This window comes from Kaistella sp. CFF1-2, from assembly GCF_059509915.1.
Window position 1 is genome coordinate 1,005,779 of sequence record NZ_JCAKLF010000001.1, and the last position, 20,044, is coordinate 1,025,822.

Below are 20,044 nucleotides of genomic sequence, written 5' to 3' on the forward strand. Positions count from 1 at the left end.
TTTACTGATTTTTCCGGTTATTTGTAAAAGACGATCCTGTTCGTTTCGATTTTGTACTTCAATTCGTTAACGCCGGCTATAGCGACCGCGATTTTTTCCAGACTATCGTTTTCATCGAAAGTGGCAGTAAGGCGTACTTCATCTTCCGGAACTCCTTTTAGTTCAGCTTCAGTATTAAAATTATCTTTTAGGCGCATCGCGATTTCAGAGAAAGGGGCATCAGAAAAAGTGATTTTTCCGGACATCCAGGCAGAGGCAATAACAGCATCGGCTGTAGAAACTTTAACCGTGTTGAGTTTTGCCTTATAAGTTAAGCGGTCGTCCGCCGCCAGTACTGCAAGTTGCTGGTTCCCTTTTATAATTTTTACCTTTCCTGTTCTTACGGTAAGACTGTTCTCACCCAATGCTTTATATGCCTTGATATTGAAAGAGGTTCCTAAAACTACGGACTGCATACCATCGTAATTCACAATAAATGGTTTTTCCGGATTTTTTGCCACTTCAAAAAATGCTTCCCCTTCCTTTAACCAAACTTCACGAACGGTGTTGCCAAAGTCTGATTTGCGATATGAAAAAACAGAAGCATTGTTCAGGCTAACAACGGAGCCGTCCGGAAGTGTAATGGTACGTAACTCCTTAGAATTAGTTGTAATGGTGATCCAGCCGGATTGATGCTGCTCTGTACTTGCCCCTTGTTTATTAAACCAAAACATCAGTGAGGTGAACAATCCTAAAACAAGTATTGCAGCAGCGGCTGCAACGCGACGGCTGAATGAAAAGATTTTTTTGTGTCGCGATGGTACATAATTTTTCTCGATAAAAGCACAAACATTCTGACTGCTTTTTTGCCTGTGTTCTTCATCAATTTCACCGGCGTATTTTTGTTTATAAAGATTTAAAATATCTTTTTCTTCATCTGTAAGAGAGGTTTGGGTAACTTCTCTTTCCCAGAGTTTCCAAACAAAGGCAGATTTTTTTCTGTTGTCATCTGCAAACAGGTTAGGTCTAAATTTTCTCACGTACTAAACTTTAAAATTATATTTCAGAAAGTATAAATAATCTCGTTCGGCATACCTCCTATCTAATTACGTTTGGATTTGAAAACTTCCCGACGGGGAATTCATAATTTATTAACAAATCATTCGGTTTTTGCAACAGGTGAATTTTTGAAATACATAATAACAAGCTGTTAAATAGGAGTTTATGATAAAAAGACCATCTGTTTTTTTAATAAACTATTGATATAATTACACGAATTATTAACAAATAATTCATTTTTAATACCTTAAATTTGTAATTGTGAAACTGAGTGTTAGTGATGCTATATTGATACAAAAAATTCAGGAAAGAGAATATTCTTCTTTCCTGACATTGTATGAAAGATACTGGAACAGTTTATATGATATGGTGTTTTTGAGAACCAAAGACAAAACCATCACCGAAGAGCTGTTGCAAAACCTTTGGATAAAAGTATGGACAGAACCGGAGCAGCTGACAGCGGATGAAAAGGGAAACGCTTCAGGATTTCTGTTTCGCTCTGCCCATTTCCGAATTCAGGATTATTACAGAAGCCGTTACCGCAATGCGAATGTTGACCTTATTGATGATTTGGAAGAAGACCTTGACCGACATCTTTTTGAGATGCCGGATGATGAATACTTTGAAATACTAAAGGAAGGAAGCATCGGGCAATTATTGGAAGCAGTAGAGGATATTGTTAAAACAATGTCGCCCACGGAACAGACCGTTTATGACTTCAGGATTAATCAGTTACTCTCTGTAGAAGAAACAGCTGCGAAAATGGGTGTCAGTAAAAAGACAGTAAGTAACAATCTGAGTAAAGTATTGAGCGAAGTCCGTTCCCAGCTTGCCCCAGAGTATAAATCTTCTAAAAAGATGATTGGCTTGTTGCTTTATTTACAACTGCTATCGGAACTCAGTTAAAATTCTTATCTCTTCATTCTTCTTGAAGCAATTTCCTCATTTTTTGATGAACTGAATCTTAGACTTTCTTTATATTTCTCTTCCATCCACGTCTGGCTTTTTTCTCCATTAATTTTTAGGGTTTTAGCCTTTTCTTTTTCATCATACTCAATACTCATTTTTAGATTTTCAACTTTGAAGCTTTTAAAATGCCGTGAAGAATAGATTTCTCCTTTGATGTGGATTTCTTCTTTTTCCAGTAATGCTTTAATAAGTGTAGGAGGTAAGCCCATTTTTTCACATTCTATCACAATAGGAAGGGTGTCTTTAAGTTCGGGGTGGTAGTCCAATAGTTTATTAAAAACTTTTTGCTGCTTTTCTATGTTATTTTCCAGTTTTGAAACTGATTCCATTAATTTGCCCTGTTCCTTCTCTTTTTGATTTTTTAAACCAATCATTTCCTTTTTTATATGCTCATTTTCCCGCTCCAATTTCTTTGTTTTAGAACCTGTTATCGCATTGGCAAAATTCTCAACAATCCTCTTTGAAGAAATATTTTTTTCAATGGACTTAAGCTCGGATTGTTTTATATTCTTTTCCTGCTCCAACTGTTGATTTTGAATATGTAGGTTCCGATAATATTCAGACGTAGAAATATGTTTGGCTTCCGAACCCTCTATTCCTCGTCTTAATCCGTATTTTGCCATTGCCGTGGCGTAAGTATTCTGATAATGCTTCAGTTTATTTCTCGCCATTACATCATCGGCACAAAGGCGGTTGTTGTTTTGGTTTTTCTTTTTATAACTGCCAGTGTTCTCTTTTTTTGCTTTTCTTCTTTCTCCTGAAACAATCGGAACAATAGTAGCGTGGATATGAGGTGTCTTTTCGTCCATATGCAATACTGCCGAAACCAAATTTTCTTCTCCAAATGTTTCTTTCAACCAATCTAGATTATCATCGCACCAATGATTTAATTGTTTATTGTTCTCGATGGCTTTCATTGTTTCGTGTGTTCCTGACAACATAATCCTAATTGCCCGTACCTGATTGATTCCAATCTTCCTTTTCAAATTAGCATTTTCCAACCTATATTGTATTGCCGAAGTTCTATTTTTAATTTTTTCAGGATAAGTAATCATTTCTTTGTTGAGATGACTTCGTGAAGAATCGGCATTTTTCGGATGGATGGTTCTTTCTATATGGGCTGACATTCCGGAGTCATTTCCTTTTGCTTTTTCCAAATGTAAAACGGTATATGACATTGCTTTGAAATTTAATGGTTAAATAATTCGGGGGTTTCCAAAGGGGGATTTCCCCCCTTGGCTTATTGGGGCTTTTTTAGTGTAGTGCAACGGAGCGTTAAGAAAAAGCCCTAATAAGCTATGGCTTTTTTTATAAAAAGCCTACCGTGCAACCGCTATCTTTTCCGTCTATAAGAGTTTGCCTGCTCTGATTGTCTGCTCTCTTCAATATCATTAGCCAAATTATTTTTTAGATTTTTCTCACTTTTCAGATAATCGTTCAGGTCTTTGTGATTTTGGTAATGGCTTGATTTATCAATGAGATTTTTACCAAATGATTTTAAATAGGAAGTCGCTCTTCGTCCGGCTTCATCATTATCTAAATAGGTCATTATAGTATTATGTGATGTGATGAACGATTCGGCTTTTTCCAGATTACTGACAGAATTGAGAACAACACTGCTTTCCTGCAAATGAAAATTATTTTTGAGCGTTAAATACGAAAGGTAATCCACAAAGCCCTCAAACACTTTGCAGAAATCATTCCCGATTCTGTTTGTGGTGGGAGCTTTTGAGGTGCAACCTTTAAAATATTTATTCCGCAATTCATACCCATTCATATCGTTCTTATAACCAATGGCAAAATAATTCTTGTCATTAACCAAATAGCTCACTTCTTTGCAATGATGCATTGCGATGTTCACATTAATTCCACGCTCTAAAAGATAATTAATCAAGGCAGGATTTTTAATATCCCGTATGTTGTAAATTATTAATGAAGGAGGTCGTTCATTCTGAATCCGATTCTTTCCGTGAAAAGAAAAATCCTCATTGTGATTAAATCTCTCATTTCCCCTAAGTAACGATATTGCTTTTGCGAAATCACATTTTTCAATTTGCATTACCAAATCGATAAGAGTTCCGCCAATATTTGCACCGTAATCTATCCATAAATTTTTCTCGAAATCTACTTTCATACTTGCGTTATAATCTTTTCTAAAAGGGGAATGGTACAGTCCGTAATATCCACGGTCTTTTGCAGGGAAAATATTTAACTCTGCGAGATAATTTTTTATGGAAATTCTATTTATTTCTTTTGCGTTCATTGTTTTTTCTATTTTTTTTCTTTCACCCGCAAAGAAAATTGCGGGTTATTGGGTTTAACAGTATGCGTTCCGGTTTAAACCCCTAAACTGGTTTAGTATAGTTTACATATATATACACCCATCCTAAACTAAACCTGTTTTTCAGGCGTTAGTAATAAAAATCCGGATTAAACTTGTAAAATTTATCTTCTTTGAGAATCATTCTTTTATTCTCAAGAAAAGATTTCAATTTTTTGGCTTTGTTGATTCCGAAATTGTGTCCTGTTGAGGCGTAACTGCTTCGCAATTTTCCAATTAATGAATTGTACGACACCAACACAGATTCCGAAAACAATAGTTCCAGAGCTTCTCTATGCTTTTCCTCACTGACTTCATTATAATCAAATGCCTTTCTGCTTCCTGCCTGCTGGTGCTGATAATCGTTTATCATTTCCGGCAGTCCGTCTTCATTAATTGAAAAAGCAAAAGGTTCAAAATCTTTGTCCCGAATATGCATAGCGGTAACGGAGCTTATATTCTTATCAAATTCATTTTTAGTAATTTGAAGAATAGTTTCCGCCTTATTGTTAAGCTCCGTCCCCAAATGTCCACGAGTATTATCATCTCCTTTATTTAAGTGTAATACCGTATGAATATGAATTTTCCGTTCATCAGTCCATTGCATTAGTTTCGTGATAATATCCGTGGATTCTGAGGGACTATTAATGTCGTGTGCGAGGTCACGAATTCCGTCAATAATCACTAATCCCAATTGCTCAATATCATAAATTGCTTCTTCGATTTTTCTCAATCTTTCTTTTGTGGCATAACCACGAAGACTTAAAAATTCCAGATTTTTAGGGTGCTGATTCAAAGGAAACCCTGCAAGCTGAAGTATTCTTGTCAATACTCGCTTGCAGTGGAATTTACTTTGTTCCGTATCAACATAAAGTATCTGGCGTTTCCCAATGGGCAAAGAAGATGTGTAATTCAATACCGTGCTATTGGTTAGGGCAGAAGAAACGATTGCACAGATGTTGAATGTTTTTTTGCTCTTTGCTTTTCCGGTAGAGGCACTGAAATTTCCCAATGTTCCAATAATGGAATCTTCGATTTTTAAAACCACAGGAGGAGATTCAAAATAATCGGTAATTAGGAGTCGGGCTTCTTTCCAGGAACTGACGGGTTCAACAGGAGGAAGAACGGATTTCATCTCCGTTTGCATAATCTATTTCAGGTTTTTCCTTTTAGAAAATGCAATGAATGAAGATGCCATTTCCTGTATTTCCTGTTTTGACCTTACTGGATTCTGCCTTAACCAGTTTTCAAGTTCTTCCTTGTCAAAATAGAGAATTTTTCCCTGCGGCTTGTAATGCGGAATTTGACCACCCGACGTGAGTTTGTACAGATAACTTTTTGATAGATTTAAAAATTTGCTCGCCTCCTCAAAGCTGAGAACATTTTTTTGAATGAATTGATTCTTTTCTAATTCGGAAATTCTTTCTTCTAATGACTTTTCCATTTTACATTATTTTGATGATTAACAAAATGAGGCTGCGCTACCTCTCTCTTTGTCGACAGGGCAAATGTATAATGGAAAAAAGCGGAAACTGATTGATAATGATTGAGGTCTTAACCCATTCTCACTGTTTTTTCAGTTGTTTGATGTATTTGTCAATGATATGACAATCTTTAGGCGGTTTTTCTCTACTGTCTTTAACTGCAGTAGAGATATTGTTTTGTTTCAGTACCGTTCCGTTGTATGACAGAAACAATGATTTTCTTGCACTCAAAGACTGCCAGTCTTCAACAATTAGGCTTCGGTCGTCTAATGCAGTGAAGAAATAAGCAAAAAGTTTATTTTTTCTATTGGCAATGATTAATGGCTGTTTTAAAGTACACATAAATATTTCATTCAATGTGTCTGAAGTTATCGTTTTTGAAAAAATCCGTGCTTCATTTATACACTGTGTTAATATGTCTATCTGCCAATTTTCAAAATTTGCTCTGAAATTTTGCTCTTTATTTTCTTTTTTTACTTTATGCTCTTTCTTCTTCTGGGGTTCTACAAATTGAAAATTAGTAGCGTTTAGAGGCTTTTCAGGTTTAATTAGACTTTTCAGATGTTTTGCATAAAGATGGAACGCCTTATAATTGATAATTGCCGATAAGTAGGGAATTCCCTCATTATATAGCATTGGAGTTTGTGTATAATTTTTGACAACGAGTAACACAATGTTAAATTCTGCATATTTTTTCTTTTCTTCGGGAGACAACATCTCTATAAACGGACTTTCCCAAAGAAAATCGGTTGTTTCGATATAATCCGATAAGGATTTCAAAATGGGGTTTCCTCGAAGCAAAATCATTAATTCGTCAGAAATCTTTTCTAATTCTTTTTTAGTTGCATTATTAAACTGTTCTTCATTCAGCAAGTCTTGTTTAATGGAATAGGAATGCGAAAATGAAGTGTAAACCTTATCAATACATTGATTTGCAAAATATTGTATGTTTTTTATGTTGCGTTCTAATTTACTCATCTTTAGATAATTTACACCAAATCCATTTTAATTTCTGGTAGTGCATTGATCGCTTTTTCTTTTAGCGAATCTACGGCTCGTGTGTATTTTTCGGTATGTTTCAATCTTGAATGCCCCAAAAGGCTTGCAACTGTTTTAATGTCCGTTTGGCATTCGCCCAAAAGATTAACAGCAAAAGAATGTCGAGCGCAATGCCAAGTAATGTGTTTATCAATTCCCGCACGTTTCACCCAAGTTCGTAACGCTTTTAGGCATCCTGTATGGCTAGGTAAGCAAAAAATGTAATCATTTTTTTTTGGGGGTTCGCCTATGAGCTGTAATAATGTTTGGTTTAATGGAATAATTACTACCGAATTTTTGGAGTGTCCTTTAGTTTTAGTTTGTTCAAATTTGATGCGTTTTCCCGAATAATCTACATTGCTGTATTTCAAATCAATCACATCGCAATAGCGCAACCCTGCATATAAACAAAAAAGAAATGCTCTGCGGACTTCGGTGTTTTGATAGGGCGTTTGCGCAAGTTGCTGGATTTCGTCTAAGCTAAGCACGTCCTTTTTCAAACTATTTTCATCAACAATACATTGAATGCCTGTGCAAGGACTTTTTAAGATAATTCCTTTATCTACTGCACTATTGATTATTTTTTTAAAGCGTTGATAATAACTAGCCGCCCCTTCACCAATAGAATGATCTTGCAAATACTCAACATACGATTTTATCATATCAGGCGTGAGTTCATCAAAACGTATTTTTTGTTTGCGATGAGGATAATCCTTCGCCATAAAATCCTTGAATCTCTCGAACGCTCCCACAATCATCCGAATATCTTTTTTGGTGTAAGCATCGATATAATTTTGAAAATAATCATATAAATATGCTCGCTGTTTAACCGGACTTATGAGACCAAAAGCGGAATGATTGAGTTCACTTTGCCTTGCTGTCCGAATTTCTTCAGCAAGTTGTAAAGTCTCTTTATTCGCCGCCCTTTCGTCTTTGTTTTTGGGTTTTGCAACAACATAAAGTTTAAGATATTCTTTTACCCTTATACCGTCTCTGTAAATATCAAGAAAAAGCGAAATATTGCCATTTGCCAATGGTTTTTCCCTCAATGTTACGTTGTTTTTCTTTGTCCCTCGTCTTGCAATCATAACCAAAATTTATATTTACTTTTGTTTTTCCTTTCTTTCACAAAGCTAATAATTAATTTTTATCGAGGGACAAAATAGGGACACTAATTAAGGAAAAATAGGAATATAAACGAATAAAAGCTAAAAGAACGAAATAGTAATTATCTGATAATCAAAGGTTTGTTTGTTTTTGTTTTCTGATATTTTCAGGGTTTTGTATCGGTCCTGGGTACAAAAACTTCGGAGTTCGCTTCGAAGTTTTCTTTTATACATATTTCGCTAAGTTTTCTATTTTTCTACAGTTATTCAAGAGACAATACAAAATTTGATACATTTGTTAAATTTCCATTTAAACTGAATTTAAAATACATGATACGAAAGTTTTTAGTGCCAATTTTTGTATTATTTTCGATTTTTATCTTGGCTCAAGAAAAAATTGATAAAGAAAAGAAAGCAAAGTTCGAACACTACTATTTTAAGATAAAAATAAATGAACCGCCGCAATTAGAAAACGGCAAATTAATGCTTAGTTACGCCCAAAGCGATAATGATTTTGCGTTGGCCTATTTAATGTTGGGCGACATTAGCTATAGTTCTGGAGATTTTGTTGGCGCGATAAAATATTTAGAAAAAGCACAACCATACAATGATAAGTCTAATGATATAGACTCCAAACTAATGCTTTTACAATCGCAAATTCAGTCGTATCGTAGGGCGGGTTTAATTTTTGAATCTGATGAAGCTTTTGCCAAGTTGAACGTTCTTGCTAAAGAAACAGATGAATACAACAGGGCAATGTACCTTTTATATTCACAGATGAAGATTTATGATATTGATGAAAAATATTGTGAATCGGCAAAAACGAGAGAAGCATTTTATGCAAAACTTCTCGAAACTTCTACAGAAACTGATGGCAGCTACCGATATCAATTTGCTATACTATCACAGCTTTGTTACGTCTATATCAAATGCGGAAATATCGCCCAAGCCAAAATCACAATGCAAAAGGCTGAAGATATACTGGCAAAAATCACAACAGAATCCGCCATAAATATGTTGGATTTCTATTATATGGACAAGGCGCTTATTGCTAAAGCTGATAAAGACGAAAATTTGGTAAAAATCTATTTTGATAAAGCAGCGCAAATTTCTGTAAAATACAAATCGCCCGTTGTAACCAAGGAAATTATTAAGGAACGATTGGCTAATTGCAATGATACCGCAGAAAAACGAGTTTTATTGCTTCAAGAATTGCAAGACATAAACAAAAAGCAAACAACGGTTTCGCAAAAGTTAACCGAAAAAGAAACACGAAAATTAAAAAATACGCTTGAAGAGCGGGAAAATAAATACTTCAAACTAGCGATTATTGCGGGCTCTCTAGCACTTTTGCTTATCGGATTTTTTGCTTTTTATAGAATACGATTGGCGAAACAAAAAAAAGTATTTCACGAAAATAGTAATGAGATTATGAGTCAATTGCAGTCTCAAAAGTTACACGATGAAGACAAACTTATAAAAAATCATACGGAGAAAGAAAGCTTCATCAACGCTGAAACGGAAAAGGAATTAATTAAAAAACTTCAACAATTTGAAGATCGGAAACAATTTACCAAAAGAGGACTTACAGCTACGCAAATGTGTACGCTTTTAAACACCAATTCTAAGTATCTACATTATATTTTAAAAACCTATCGAAACTCGGATTTTGCATCCTATCTTAATGATATTAGGATAAATTACATTGTTAAAGAAATGCATGAAAACCCGAAATTGTTGCAATACAAAATTGCCGTACTGGCAGAAATGTCAGGTTTTTCATCGCATACCCAATTTGCGAAAGTTTTCAAAGAAAAATTAGGAGTTTCACCTTCAACATTCATAAAATTTAAAATTGAAGAGAACGAATCACATTCGTAATCTTAACTTCACAATAAAAAGACAAACTCCTCACAATTTGTGAGGAGTTTGTTGTTAATCATTTAAAATTTAGAATTAAGGCTTCCAAAATGTCCAAACCGTACCGTTATAAACAGCTAATTGGCGCGCAACGGTATCATAAACCATCATTCCCGCCGCAGGATTACTAATGTTTAAATGTGGACTTTCTACTTTAGGAAGAATCATTGCTTTATTCGTGTCCGAAAGAACCAAAACACCAGGCGTTGTATCCGAACCTCCATTGCTACCAATAACCGCTTTTGCGGAAGCTAATTCCGTTTTTGTTGCTTGTAGAGACAAATCTACTTTTCCTGTGGTATCTTGTGTAAGATCTTTCCAGATTCCTGATGATCTTAATTTTACTTTTTTATCTGTAGAATCAAAAATTAAAGTTCCATCAACAACTCCTGCATTTGCAACGTTGACATCTGATGTTACCCATGGCAATACAATTCCTTTGTTTCCCGATCCAAATTCTAAAGAAACGGAAGGCGAACTAATTGTTGTACCACCGATATTAACCTGTGCTTTTAAACCATACAATGAAATTGTTAAAGCTAAAGCGATATAGTATTTTTTCATGCGATTAAATTTAATTTTCGGAACCAATTAAGGAGTTTTTCTGAACAAACTCCTCATCGGCTCCTGATTTTTAAAAAACTTCAAAGGTTAGTTTGGACAAGTTTGCTGTACCATACAATACCAACCAAATGTTGCTCCTTTATCTTTTGTTGTATACACTTTAAGACAGTTATCAACGGTGTCGTAAACCATCATCCCTTCAACAGGTTGTGCTAAAGCTGTAATTTGAGCTGTTGTTAATCTATTTACGACAAAACCTTTTGTTTTAGCCTCCAACGCTGTCCAAGCTCCTTTTCTCACCATTGGCCAATTATCACCCGTAGAACCTGCTCTTCCTAAAGCAGTTATACCATGTTTTGTATCTAAAGTAGTTCCCGTCGTTGCTCCCGGTTTATAACAATAGGATTTTACAGGAATTGAAACTGGACTACAGATATTAGAAATTGTTGGATTAGAATCAATAACTAACACATAATTTTGAGCATTCCCCACATAAAAACCTACCATTGTACCCGAACTTGTAGCTGATGGTGCTACTGATGCAGTTGTATATTGTGTGTCTAACAATTGTTCACCCGAATCAACAACGCCATTATTATTTGCGTCGTTATAAAGCATTAATTTCAATTGAGACTTCACATCATAGGTTGCATCTGTGTCTGTAATCGTATAATTGATGGTATAATTAGTAGATGTTCCAACGGCCGTAAAACTACTATTTGCAACCGTTGCTGTAATACTAGGTTTGAAAGCTTTTAGGGTTACTTTTTGGTTTGTTCCCGTAGGATATTCCAATTCACATGAATTTCCATTAATAGCACACGTTAAAGTTGTACCGATAAAAGTATTCATGACCACTTCGTTTGTCGCTGCACAACTTAACGCCGAAGTATTCACCACTTTTAACTTAAAATTAAACTGAATGGTATTTGCTCCACTTGCGTTGCTATAGCCTTTTGGAATCGTCCAGATAATTTGACGTTTTCCAGTTCCATCAATCACCGATGTTGGCTCATTTACAGCTGGCATACCACTATAATTATTACCCGCTTGAAGTGAATACGAATTTGGTTGATAATCATACGCCGGATCTACAAAAACCTTAATCGTTTCTAATGAAGAAACTGCATCACCTTGATTAATTACTGTTATTCTCATTTCTTCACCATCGTTAATCTGATGATTTCCAATATTATTTGGATTTTCAAGTGTAATTAAGCTATTCACATAGGTTTTTCCTTGAATTCCACCTCCTAATTCAATTGGTTGTGAATCTAATTTTAAAGCGGTCATTTGCGCTTGACATCCTGATTGATACGGAATAGTATAACCAATTTTCGAACCTGAAATATAGTTTCCAACACCTCCTGTATAACAAACAGTAGCTACTTGATATTTTAAGATGAAGGATTTTGGATCAACCGAATTGGATGTTCCAGGAAGTCCTGAAGTTACAAATGGAATGCTATTATTAGAGTAAATATTTACTTTAAACGTATTTCCACTAACCAATGTTGGATCAGAAATTGCGTAATCAACTCCGTTGTAGTTCACTTTAAAACTTCCCGCTACAAAATGCATTCCTGTTGGGAAAGAAAGCGTAGGTTCTATTTTGTAGGCATACCCATTGGCTCCATTGGTAACCTTTAATGTTTCGTCTATTGGTGCACAAATTGAGAACGATTGGTTACCACTGCTATTTACGGAAGATTCTATTGTCAAAGCCGGGTTTTGCGTTGTGATGCTCATGTCAACGTCTGGAGCTGTCCATAAAGGTCTCTTTCCTTGGCTTTCAAATCCTATTGTAGGATCTGTAGGGTATCCAGAACACTCAAAACTTGTTTTCACTTTAAAAGAATCGGTTCCACATACGGTAAAACTGTTCGATTTTATCGTGAAGGTTTTTGCGCCCACTGGTAAACTTCCTACTTTTGCCCAATATTTTCCTGTTCCATAACTCTCCATCGTAATTTGAGTGGCACCATCCCACAATGTTGGCGTGATGTTGTTATTCGGAACTTCAATAGCTATCCAAAAATTAGAAATTGCTGAAGTAGACGTGTTGGTAATCGTTAATGGCCAAGATGCCGTATTGGTAGCCGTTGTATGGTTAGGCGCTGCCGATGTTACCACATAATTCAACAAAGAAATATTGGTAGTACTTACACCAATCGTCCCTGCACTTCCCGTAATCGTTCTAGGTGTATCAAAATTCAAAGAAAATTGTCCTGTTGCTACATTTGGCCAAATTCTGAATTGTGGTTGCGTTTGCTCATACGTTCTGTAGAAATTATTTACTGTAAATCGAAAATTAAAACTTGAGAAATCAAAATTATTGGTCGCTCTTTGACGCAGCCAAGTACCATCATTTATGAACGTATACTTATCAAATAATCCAATTGGATTAGGCTTTCCATCGATATCAAATCCATAGGTAACTAAAGGATCCGAAATTTTTATTGACGTACCTCCCGGGATACTTTGTGTTGTTTGTCCTTTTACAAGTGTAATTCCTGCAGGAACCAATACTTCAACTCTATCAATCTTTTGATTATATCGGTATTCTGTTGGAAATAAATTTCCAACCTTACTACTATTTCGAGAAAATTCTAATTGAAACGAAAATGAACTTTCGGTACACTGCGCAGCAATTATTGTTGATGGCCCTGTAATTGAGTTTTCTACATAATATGAAAAAATTGTGGCTTTATCAGCTTTATTTCCTCCAACAATTGTATTTCCCCCTAGCGTTACAGTTGGGTAGGTATTAATCCCTGTTAGCACATATCCTGTATTGGAATCTATTGGAGTATTTGCGTTTAACGAATATAAATCTTGATTCACAACAAACTGAGGATTGAAACTAATTTTTGCATTTGCAGCGCGTGTGATACCAGCCAACGGACCGCCAGTTTGAAATAATTTCATAATATCAAAAACATAAGATGTTTTCGCTTTTCCATCACTTCCTGTATAGCTTGCGTTGGAAGTATAATAAGTATTTGCAGAAGCAGCAGGAATAGTAAAAGGTGTAGAAACTCCAGTTGTTGGGTCTGTGTAAGAACCTGTTATTGCCTTTATTCCTCCATTTGCAACACCTGGTGCCAACCAATTGTGCTGATCGTATTCAAGTGTTAGGGTTGCGGACGTAAATTTTGGATCGATTAAAGTTAATCGATATGCCATAACTCCCTTATCTCCATTCAGATAATTATTAAGTTCACCTCCTGGAATATTACTCTCAACTGCAAGCGTTGTACCCGCAGCATTTGTATATCTAAAAGTTTGTCTTTTCATATCAAAACTATCAATGTTCAAGCCTTGAGAAGTCCCACATCCTAGTGAGAAGTTTGGAGATGTACTACATCCTAATTCTGGAATATACACATTGGTAGCATCTCTAAATAATGCTGCAGAAAACTTCACATTATAAACACCATTACTATTACAACTTCCATCTACTTTTAATGGTACAGTTAATCTTCCTGTAATTGCTAAGTTTGCTGCACCTTGGTTAGAAGCAGTAGGTTTTAAGTCATAATAGTAAATATGATTTTGAGGATCACTTACCGAGGAATTGTAGGTAAGAGAATACTTTGCCGTATCCGAATACGTTGGCGTTATTGCCGTATTTGGAATAACTCCAGGAGGTAATAGGACTTTCACTCTCCAAAATGCGTTTCGAGCATTTATATTGAACCCTGCACCAGACGAAATCGTGGTTGCATTCGCTCCAAAAGTATAGGTTGCTGAAAAAGTGTTATTTGTAACAGCGTCAAAATTCACATTTCCATTTGGTGCAATAATATCTGATGATTGGTTAATAACCCCCATCGTAAAAGGTGTATTTGTTCCTAAAGCACTATTCGCTTCGTTAAATGATTTATCTACCCCACAAGAATTGAAGTTTATCAATCTCCATTTTACCGCATCAACACCACTAGTTCCCGCTCCGTTATAATATCCTGGCTTACACGCTTCATTCATGGTTGTCATCAATTGTTCTAGCATCGCCGTGATATTCACCGATTTTCCAGCTGGTAAATCGTTAAAATACCCATCTCCATCCAAGTCTTCTAAACCAACTCCAGCACCATCAGGGTCTGTAGTAAAATTAAATTGGGCAACATCATTAGCATCATCAGACATAGAGTTCCCATTTACTTTAAAATTAAAGAAGTTTAAGTATGCTTTTTTTAATGGCGTATCACCATTTGTGGCAAAACCAAACTGAATTTTTATTTTTAATGCTGGACCGGTCCCTGTATTGGTTAGTGTGTAGTTTGCTGTATCCGCTTCACTGGTTAAAAATCCTGGCCAAGGTTGTTTTGTTTGGGTCATTGTTAGTTTTGGATCTCCTAACACGGTTCCTGTTAAACCGACAGATGATGTATTCCCTGTTTGACATGCGGTTGTTGTATCGCATCCGTAACCTGGTTTAAAACTTATTGTCTCTCCAGTCGTACAACTCAAAAGTTTAACCGAAATTTTGTTCGAATAAACTTCATTTTCTTCAAAACGGGTATTTTTATTCCCAATGGTTGCGATTTGCGCACCAGTAAGCTCTAAAACATCCGTTTGTGAAGTTCCGGAAGGCGTCCCCAGTGTTAACACACCTACAGGAGATGTTACAGAAACATTAGTGCTGTGGGTAATGTATATTTTGATATTATTACTATACGTGTTTGCACTTTGTCTTACGTTATATGTATAATCTTGAGTCCCTAATACATTAATTGTTGCACTTGCTGGCGTAACCGTTGTTACTTCAAGAAGCGAGTATTGTACATTCGGTAAAGCCACTTCTTTGCTCAAAGCTCCGGTTTTGTACGTAATGGTTCCTGAATTAATCGTTGGGCTACACGGAACAGTCACGGTATAGGCTATAGTTGTTAAATCTGAAGCTGACGTAAGCGCACTAGTCAAGGTAAAATCAACTCCCGTTGGCGTTGGCGTTGCTGTAACGTTACCAGAAACCAAGGTGTTAAATTTAACTCCGTCGGGTAATGTTGTAGAGATAACCGTTCCAGAAGGAAGTGGTCCATAAACATTAAACTTAAACGTCCCAGGATCACCACATGCCACCAAATTGACGGGCATGTCTCCTGAATTTATCGTTATATTTTGAGCATTAATCTTATAAATGCTCAATAACATCATAAGAAAAACTAAAAAATATTTATTTTTCATTATCTATTTGTATTTAAATTGTATTGTTTTGAAATAAGAATTTTCCTAATTCTTATAGTAAGTCAGATTGACTCTTTGAATTTGATATTAGATCAAAAATGGTGGTGGCCTCACGGAAAACTCGTGCAAGAATTTTTGCGAAAAGTTACTATCCACTAGAGTTCTAAAAAGAACTTTTGGCTCTTCAATGCGATTTTTTACGGTATAGTAAAATGTCCGTTTCCATAGCACAATTACATGTACATCTGGAAGCAAACTCGTAACACGCGAATATGATCCTTTCGTGAAATTAGAGTTGACAGGAATTGAAAAATTAGTCCGAATAAAAACATCTTGCGGAAGCTTTTTCTTTTCCGATGTTTTTACAATTTCCTTTGTGATTTTCTCTCGAGAGCGAACCTCTACAACCCTAGGACTGTTTTTGAACTTTTTCTCGTTGGGTATTTTGACGATCTTAGAATTCGTAAGTAAATTTTGGTTACTTACCACGGCATCACCATAAACGTAAATTTCAGCTATTTGCTGGTTTGTCGTTGATGAATCTTCAACTGAATGAGTAGCAAAGACAGAAATATTGAAAAGAATAAACAGCGTAGCGAGTAACTTTCGGTAAAAAGTCACCATCACTACATGATATCTGCGGTTAATTCTCATAAATTATCTATCAATAGCTTCTTACTTACTTTTTCTAACTAGACTTTAAAGACCTTTTTCCAAGCCGAAATCGAATTTCGACTCACGTTATAGATGCGTGCCAATTCAGAATTCGAACAATAGTTTCGTTTTTGATAATGTAAAATCGATAAAATCGTTTCCTTATCATAAGACCGAAACTTTCCATTCCCTTTCATAGCTGCCTCTTTTCCAAATACGAGCTTATTAAACTTTAAAACCTCAGAAACACTTAGCTCTTTCTCACTTGCCAGTTCTATTTCTGCAATCTTCTTATCCGGAAATTTCTCGTTCAAAATATCTTTGAAGATTTGTAAATAGTTCGGTTTGCCCCCATTCTCCTTCATCTTCATCATAAATGATTTGGCCGTTCAACTACCTGATCGTATTTTGATATCCACTTGTAAAGAGTGGTTTTTGGAATATTATAGCGCTCCATTACGGCAGTTTTAGACATTTTTTCCGTTCGTAACTGTTCAAGAATAAATTGAATAATTTCTTGCGTATAAATGTTTTTGCGGAAAACAGGAAGCTTGGGCTTATCTGTTTTCTTTTTTGCAGAAAGTGGTGCGTATAAAATAAGGTGCTGACTGTAGCAGCGGAAGAAATCGTAATCCAAAATTTTGGATACTTTCAAGAGTGTATCCGTTTTAATTGCGGGATTGGCTAAAACGGACAGAAGTTGATTTTCAGAAATGCGTAATGCACTACATAAGTGCGTAGTTTCAATACCTACCTCCTCAATACGTTCTTTTATAAGATCTCCAATATGTATCTCTTTAAATAGCATTTCTCCGCAAAATTTGTGTTTGTTTTGCAGCAAAAGTATAAATAGAGATTGGGAATTCTCACTTAACTCATAGTGAAAGAAAGAAAATACGGAAACCTATTTTCTTACTAAATAATTGAAAATCAGAATACTTATTTTGTAAAATAGTAAATTGGAGAGAAAAGTAGCTCAATCGAAATATGGTTTATTTTATTTTAGATTTTCCAGTAAAAATGAAAAAGAAGATAAAAAAAATAGGAAAAAAAATCCTCTCCAACCAAGGTTGATAGAGGATTTTTAATTTTACGCAATTTGAATCTACTTCAGCAGTTCGATGATTGCAGTATTATTCTCACGTACGGCATAATCCAAAGCTTTGTTTCCTTTAGGATTTGACACATCTTTTTTTGCACCAGCTTTTAGAAGCTCTTTTACCATGTCTAATTTTCCATACTGAGCGGCGTACATTAGCGGCGTTTTGTCTTCACAGGACTTTTCGATGTCAGATTTCGAATCAATTAAATATTGAAAAACCTTTATTCTATCCGTCTTTATTGCAATTACAATGGGAGAATACGTTTTTTTGTTAACCAAGAAACATTGATTATGCTTTTCAGCAAATGCCGTTTTAAACTTTTCTACATCATCATATTTGAATGCGTAAACTTGATCCGCATTTAATTCTTGAGCACCAAATAAGCACATAGACCCTAGTAAAACTAAAAGTCCAAATCGTACATTTTTCATCGTTTTTTTATTTTAAGGTTGATATTCTAATAAATCAGCTGGTTGACAATCGAGTGCTTTACACAAAGCCTCTAAGGTTGATATTTTCAAAGCCTTGGCTTTTCCTGTTTTAAGAATGGAAAGATTCGCTTGGGTAATTCCAATTTTATCGGCGAGTTCTTGAGACTGCATTTTTCGTTTCGCAAGCATTACATCGATATTAAAAACTATAGCCATACTTATATTGTTAAATCAGTTTGTTCTTGTAATACGATTCCTTTTTTGATAATATCTTGGTATAACAAAACCAGAATAATCACAAATACATGCAGAAAAATTAGAATCAATCCATCATCTAGTAAATTTATAGCTGACCCTGAACTAATAGCTTTATAAATAGTGTACGCTATCAAAAGAATAATGGGTATAATATTAATCCATAGAAAACGTTTTGCAGCCTTTAAATTGGATGTAGAAAATGAATTATTTGAAGAAAAAATTGCAAAGAATCGCATCATCAAATAAAAATAGAAGCTGTATAAAGCAAAAAACAAAATCATCGATGCCATCTGATACAAACTAGGAGGAAAAGAAACTACGAGATCAACAAATGGGAGTTTCATACTAATTACTTCTTGACCAGATCCCGTATGTCCAATATTCAAGAAATCAAAGTGAAACCATCCTTGTTCCTGAATAAGAAAACAAATTACTCCAAATACGATATACAAAAACAGCAAAAGGCTGAGAATAAAACTTAGTTTGGCAAAACCATAAATAATTTTAGGGAACGTTAATTTCATGATTACAATATTTTTTTATTGCAATTTTACATCTTTTTATCGTAATACGATAATTTCTAGGAAATAAATTTTAAAAAAGTTATTTAAATATCTTAAAAACAAAGAGATGTGACTACGTCATAACTTCATAGGCTAGATTAGCAAAAAAACTAATATAGACTTATGGAAATGAAAAAGACACAAGAAATCAAGGCATATTTAACTTTTGTAAAGAAACTGCAAGTTCTAAAATATGCGAAAGAATATGAAAATAGTGAAAAAGTAAGAGAAATTTTCAAAAAACATAATTTAAAAGTAAATTTGGAGAGCTATTTTGCTGGTTGTGCAACTGGAATTAGTGGATGCAAATTATGACTGCGGATAACATCGTATTGGCGAAATGGCATTAAGGGAGAAATTGAAAGTTTCTCCTTTTTTTGTCGCAACAGCCTTTTATATTTCCTTTTTCCATAAATTTAGAAAATAATAAAAGGCTGCAGCTTAGCTTAGTGCAAGATTGAAAGTTTTCGCTTTCTAGTCCGTCATTATCGCCAATATGCGGCTCGCTAGCTGACATTTTATAAAGCAGAGTAAAACCAAATAAGGATATTGAAATGAAGACATTATATTACGTTTTTTTGATCGGAATTTTATACTTAACAAGTTGTTCTACTACCTCAAAAACAAATGATCCAATTCCCAAACACGAAACTTTTACGATTAAATCTAAACAAGTTAACGAGGATAGAGTCATTAATGTATGGACACCTGAAAATTACAAAACAAGCACGGATTCTTTATCGGTAATTTATATGGCTGATGGAGGTACAAAAGAAGACTTCCCTCATATTGCAAATACGCTTGCAAAACTCATCAAAGAAAAAAAAATCAAACCAGTTATTCTTGTAGGCATTGAAAATACGCAAAGAAGACGAGATTTAACAGGATTTACTGAAATTGAAGAAGACAAAAAAATTGCACCAATTGTTGGTGGTTCAGAAAAATTCAGAGCATTTATTAAAGACGAACTTTTCCCTGAAATAAACCGACGTTACCGAACAACAAAAGAAAAAAGTATTATAGGAGAATCCGCATCTGGACTTTTTGTGATGGAAACATTTTTTTTAACGCCCGAAATGTTCGACAATTATATTGCTTTTGATCCTTCATTATGGTGGAACAATCATTATTTAGTTAGAACGGCTAAAGAACATGTAACGAAATTTCCTACAACTGATAAGCGACTTTGGTTTGCTAGCTCAAATGCCAAAGATATTGCACCTTATACAAAAGAGTTAGCAGGTATATTAAAAACAGAAAGCCTTATAAATTTGAAATGGAATTACGCTGACGAACCAAAAGAAAAACACACGACAATATTTAGAGCAACGAAAGAAAAAGCATTAATTTGGACTTTAAACAAAGCTGAATAAAAACGTTAGCTAACATTATATTGGCAAAACCTA

19 protein-coding genes are annotated in these 20,044 nt (G+C 35.0%); 4 read left to right on the plus strand and 15 right to left on the minus strand.

Annotated elements, in window-relative coordinates; all coding sequences use genetic code 11:
* Nucleotides 1–17: 17 nt before the first annotated feature.
* Nucleotides 18–1,019 (minus strand): FecR family protein, encoded by a 1,002-nt coding sequence (locus tag AC5XHR_RS04635; protein WP_495949603.1) that lies wholly within the window; start codon nucleotides 1,017–1,019, stop codon nucleotides 18–20.
* A 280-nt stretch (nucleotides 1,020–1,299) separates the two neighbouring features.
* Between AC5XHR_RS04635 and AC5XHR_RS04640 the strand changes: the two genes are divergently transcribed.
* Complete coding sequence (locus AC5XHR_RS04640; RefSeq protein WP_495949604.1) at nucleotides 1,300–1,944, plus strand: RNA polymerase sigma factor; 645 nt, start codon at nucleotides 1,300–1,302, stop codon at nucleotides 1,942–1,944.
* A gap of 5 nt (nucleotides 1,945–1,949) precedes the next feature.
* Here AC5XHR_RS04640 and mobV read toward each other — a convergent pair whose 3' ends face one another.
* The 6 genes from mobV to AC5XHR_RS04670 form a co-directional block, all read right to left on the minus strand.
* A complete protein-coding gene (mobV, locus tag AC5XHR_RS04645) occupies nucleotides 1,950–3,185 on the minus strand; it encodes a MobV family relaxase (protein ID WP_495949605.1) in 1,236 nt (411 codons plus the stop codon).
* Between the two features lie 155 nt (nucleotides 3,186–3,340).
* Nucleotides 3,341–4,270 (minus strand): DUF8464 domain-containing protein, encoded by a 930-nt coding sequence (locus AC5XHR_RS04650; protein WP_495949606.1) that lies wholly within the window; start codon nucleotides 4,268–4,270, stop codon nucleotides 3,341–3,343.
* Nucleotides 4,271–4,418: 148 nt separating this feature from the next.
* Nucleotides 4,419–5,474, minus strand: a complete 1,056-nt coding sequence (locus tag AC5XHR_RS04655) for an AAA family ATPase (RefSeq protein WP_495949607.1) — start codon at nucleotides 5,472–5,474, stop codon at nucleotides 4,419–4,421.
* 3 nt (nucleotides 5,475–5,477) lie between these two features.
* On the minus strand, nucleotides 5,478–5,771 hold the full coding sequence (locus tag AC5XHR_RS04660) for a helix-turn-helix domain-containing protein (RefSeq protein ID WP_474491476.1): 294 nt from the start codon (nucleotides 5,769–5,771) through the stop codon (nucleotides 5,478–5,480).
* A gap of 121 nt (nucleotides 5,772–5,892) precedes the next feature.
* Nucleotides 5,893–6,789 (minus strand): hypothetical protein, encoded by an 897-nt coding sequence (locus AC5XHR_RS04665; RefSeq protein ID WP_495949608.1) that lies wholly within the window; start codon nucleotides 6,787–6,789, stop codon nucleotides 5,893–5,895.
* Between the two features lie 11 nt (nucleotides 6,790–6,800).
* The gene (locus AC5XHR_RS04670; RefSeq protein ID WP_474490773.1) at nucleotides 6,801–7,937 is read right to left on the minus strand and encodes a tyrosine-type recombinase/integrase; all 1,137 of its coding nucleotides are present in this window, start codon (nucleotides 7,935–7,937) and stop codon (nucleotides 6,801–6,803) included.
* A 501-nt stretch (nucleotides 7,938–8,438) separates the two neighbouring features.
* Here AC5XHR_RS04670 and AC5XHR_RS04675 point away from each other — a divergent pair.
* On the plus strand, nucleotides 8,439–9,836 hold the full coding sequence (locus tag AC5XHR_RS04675) for a helix-turn-helix domain-containing protein (RefSeq protein ID WP_495949609.1): 1,398 nt from the start codon (nucleotides 8,439–8,441) through the stop codon (nucleotides 9,834–9,836).
* Between the two features lie 75 nt (nucleotides 9,837–9,911).
* Here the strand turns inward: AC5XHR_RS04675 and AC5XHR_RS04680 are convergent, their stop codons facing one another.
* The 8 genes from AC5XHR_RS04680 to AC5XHR_RS04715 form a co-directional block, all read right to left on the minus strand.
* A complete protein-coding gene (locus AC5XHR_RS04680) occupies nucleotides 9,912–10,439 on the minus strand; it encodes a phage tail-like protein (RefSeq protein ID WP_495949610.1) in 528 nt (175 codons plus the stop codon).
* 87 nt (nucleotides 10,440–10,526) lie between these two features.
* Complete coding sequence (locus tag AC5XHR_RS04685) at nucleotides 10,527–15,629, minus strand: phage tail-like protein (RefSeq protein ID WP_495949611.1); 5,103 nt, start codon at nucleotides 15,627–15,629, stop codon at nucleotides 10,527–10,529.
* 87 nt (nucleotides 15,630–15,716) lie between these two features.
* Nucleotides 15,717–16,283 carry a hypothetical protein gene (locus tag AC5XHR_RS04690; RefSeq protein WP_495949612.1) on the minus strand — a complete coding sequence of 189 codons (567 nt, stop codon included), beginning with the start codon at nucleotides 16,281–16,283 and terminating at the stop codon, nucleotides 15,717–15,719.
* A gap of 38 nt (nucleotides 16,284–16,321) precedes the next feature.
* On the minus strand, nucleotides 16,322–16,648 hold the full coding sequence (locus AC5XHR_RS04695; protein ID WP_495949613.1) for a helix-turn-helix domain-containing protein: 327 nt from the start codon (nucleotides 16,646–16,648) through the stop codon (nucleotides 16,322–16,324).
* Nucleotides 16,649–16,653: 5 nt separating this feature from the next.
* The gene (locus AC5XHR_RS04700) at nucleotides 16,654–17,091 is read right to left on the minus strand and encodes a transposase (protein WP_495949614.1); all 438 of its coding nucleotides are present in this window, start codon (nucleotides 17,089–17,091) and stop codon (nucleotides 16,654–16,656) included.
* Between the two features lie 297 nt (nucleotides 17,092–17,388).
* A complete protein-coding gene (locus AC5XHR_RS04705) occupies nucleotides 17,389–17,817 on the minus strand; it encodes an ankyrin repeat domain-containing protein (RefSeq protein ID WP_495949615.1) in 429 nt (142 codons plus the stop codon).
* A gap of 12 nt (nucleotides 17,818–17,829) precedes the next feature.
* Nucleotides 17,830–18,033 carry a helix-turn-helix domain-containing protein gene (locus AC5XHR_RS04710; RefSeq protein ID WP_495949616.1) on the minus strand — a complete coding sequence of 68 codons (204 nt, stop codon included), beginning with the start codon at nucleotides 18,031–18,033 and terminating at the stop codon, nucleotides 17,830–17,832.
* A gap of 2 nt (nucleotides 18,034–18,035) precedes the next feature.
* A complete protein-coding gene (locus tag AC5XHR_RS04715) occupies nucleotides 18,036–18,599 on the minus strand; it encodes a DUF2975 domain-containing protein (RefSeq protein WP_495949617.1) in 564 nt (187 codons plus the stop codon).
* A gap of 168 nt (nucleotides 18,600–18,767) precedes the next feature.
* Between AC5XHR_RS04715 and AC5XHR_RS04720 the strand changes: the two genes are divergently transcribed.
* Nucleotides 18,768–18,953, plus strand: a complete 186-nt coding sequence (locus AC5XHR_RS04720; protein ID WP_495949618.1) for a hypothetical protein — start codon at nucleotides 18,768–18,770, stop codon at nucleotides 18,951–18,953.
* A gap of 239 nt (nucleotides 18,954–19,192) precedes the next feature.
* On the plus strand, nucleotides 19,193–20,011 hold the full coding sequence (locus AC5XHR_RS04725; RefSeq protein WP_495949619.1) for an alpha/beta hydrolase: 819 nt from the start codon (nucleotides 19,193–19,195) through the stop codon (nucleotides 20,009–20,011).
* Nucleotides 20,012–20,044: the final 33 nt, after the last annotated feature.

Excerpts from the sequence above, each read along its gene's own strand:
- mobV (WP_495949605.1), bottom strand. The coding sequence starts at position 3,185 with ATGTCATATACCGTTTTACATTTGGAAAAAGCAAAAGGAAATGACTCC.
- AC5XHR_RS04650 (WP_495949606.1), bottom strand. The coding sequence starts at position 4,270 with ATGAACGCAAAAGAAATAAATAGAATTTCCATAAAAAATTATCTCGCA.
- AC5XHR_RS04655 (WP_495949607.1), bottom strand. The coding sequence starts at position 5,474 with ATGCAAACGGAGATGAAATCCGTTCTTCCTCCTGTTGAACCCGTCAGT.
- AC5XHR_RS04660 (WP_474491476.1), bottom strand. The coding sequence starts at position 5,771 with ATGGAAAAGTCATTAGAAGAAAGAATTTCCGAATTAGAAAAGAATCAA.
- AC5XHR_RS04665 (WP_495949608.1), bottom strand. The coding sequence starts at position 6,789 with ATGAGTAAATTAGAACGCAACATAAAAAACATACAATATTTTGCAAAT.
- AC5XHR_RS04670 (WP_474490773.1), bottom strand. The coding sequence starts at position 7,937 with ATGATTGCAAGACGAGGGACAAAGAAAAACAACGTAACATTGAGGGAA.
- AC5XHR_RS04675 (WP_495949609.1), top strand. The coding sequence starts at position 8,439 with ATGCTTAGTTACGCCCAAAGCGATAATGATTTTGCGTTGGCCTATTTA.
- AC5XHR_RS04680 (WP_495949610.1), bottom strand. The coding sequence starts at position 10,439 with ATGAAAAAATACTATATCGCTTTAGCTTTAACAATTTCATTGTATGGT.
- AC5XHR_RS04685 (WP_495949611.1), bottom strand. The coding sequence starts at position 15,629 with ATGAAAAATAAATATTTTTTAGTTTTTCTTATGATGTTATTGAGCATT.
- AC5XHR_RS04690 (WP_495949612.1), bottom strand. The coding sequence starts at position 16,283 with ATGAGAATTAACCGCAGATATCATGTAGTGATGGTGACTTTTTACCGA.
- AC5XHR_RS04695 (WP_495949613.1), bottom strand. The coding sequence starts at position 16,648 with ATGAAGGAGAATGGGGGCAAACCGAACTATTTACAAATCTTCAAAGAT.
- AC5XHR_RS04700 (WP_495949614.1), bottom strand. The coding sequence starts at position 17,091 with ATGCTATTTAAAGAGATACATATTGGAGATCTTATAAAAGAACGTATT.
- AC5XHR_RS04705 (WP_495949615.1), bottom strand. The coding sequence starts at position 17,817 with ATGAAAAATGTACGATTTGGACTTTTAGTTTTACTAGGGTCTATGTGC.
- AC5XHR_RS04710 (WP_495949616.1), bottom strand. The coding sequence starts at position 18,033 with ATGGCTATAGTTTTTAATATCGATGTAATGCTTGCGAAACGAAAAATG.
- AC5XHR_RS04715 (WP_495949617.1), bottom strand. The coding sequence starts at position 18,599 with ATGAAATTAACGTTCCCTAAAATTATTTATGGTTTTGCCAAACTAAGT.
- AC5XHR_RS04720 (WP_495949618.1), top strand. The coding sequence starts at position 18,768 with ATGAAAAAGACACAAGAAATCAAGGCATATTTAACTTTTGTAAAGAAA.
- AC5XHR_RS04725 (WP_495949619.1), top strand. The coding sequence starts at position 19,193 with ATGAAGACATTATATTACGTTTTTTTGATCGGAATTTTATACTTAACA.